Origin of the sequence: Vibrio sp. 10N.222.46.A1 (genome assembly GCF_041473595.1) — a bacterium.
Lineage (GTDB): Bacteria > Pseudomonadota > Gammaproteobacteria > Enterobacterales > Vibrionaceae > Vibrio > Vibrio tasmaniensis_A.
Window position 1 is genome coordinate 1 of sequence record NZ_JBFRSN010001480.1, and the last position, 778, is coordinate 778.

Annotated in this window: 1 protein-coding gene; it reads right to left on the reverse strand. The window is 38.4% G+C overall.

Features of this window, described 5'->3' with window-relative positions; translation table 11 throughout:
* Nucleotides 1-153: 153 nt before the first annotated feature.
* The coding region (locus AB4496_RS27525; protein ID WP_372133151.1) for an HD-GYP domain-containing protein at nucleotides 154-778 on the reverse strand (625 nt) is incomplete at its 5' end.

Genomic DNA, 778 nt, shown 5'->3' on the forward strand with positions numbered 1-778 from the left:
GGCGGCATTATAGAGATGCAGCTCTCATTGGCAAGCATTAAATACGTTTTTTATTTAAAAAAGAGGTTAAGTGAAGATATTTCAACCAAGGGCTTATTTATACAACTTTCAACCCAAGTTTCGAACAAACTACCCACAAGAACCTGTGGATAACTACTCACCATTATCAAAAAAGTAAGATAAACGAGCCCTAGGGTTTAGATATTCTCTAACTTGCTCCGGTAACTTGCTTGGATGAACTGCATTGACAATTTTTATCTCTTTAGTAAATAGGTCAATGATCGGGGCTTGGGTTCTTGGAACGCTAGGATCATAGATCAGTACGTTCGGATAAAGCATATGTTTGGCATTAACCGAAATCACGATTCCAATTGATTCATTGGAAAGCTGCACGACAGTACCCGGCGGATAGACTCCCATGAACTTAACCAATAGACTCAAATTATCCTGACTATATAGATGTTTGCAGTTCTTATATAAGTGGGACAATGCCAAGTATGGGATCATTTGTTGAGATTGCGCTTTACCATGACAAAGATTATCGAATGCGTTAGCCACTGAAACTATTTTGGTTAGTTCATCTATCTCTTCTTCTTTTAAGCCTTCAGGATAACCAGAGCCATCATTCATTTCATGATGTTGAACGATTACTTTTTTGGCACTTTCAGGAAAGTCATCAATTCCAGAGACAATATCAGCACCATATTTCGTATGAAGTTTTAGGTAATTCTCTTCCGGTGCTGTCAGCGTACTCTGCTTTCTAAGTATTGCAGCTGGT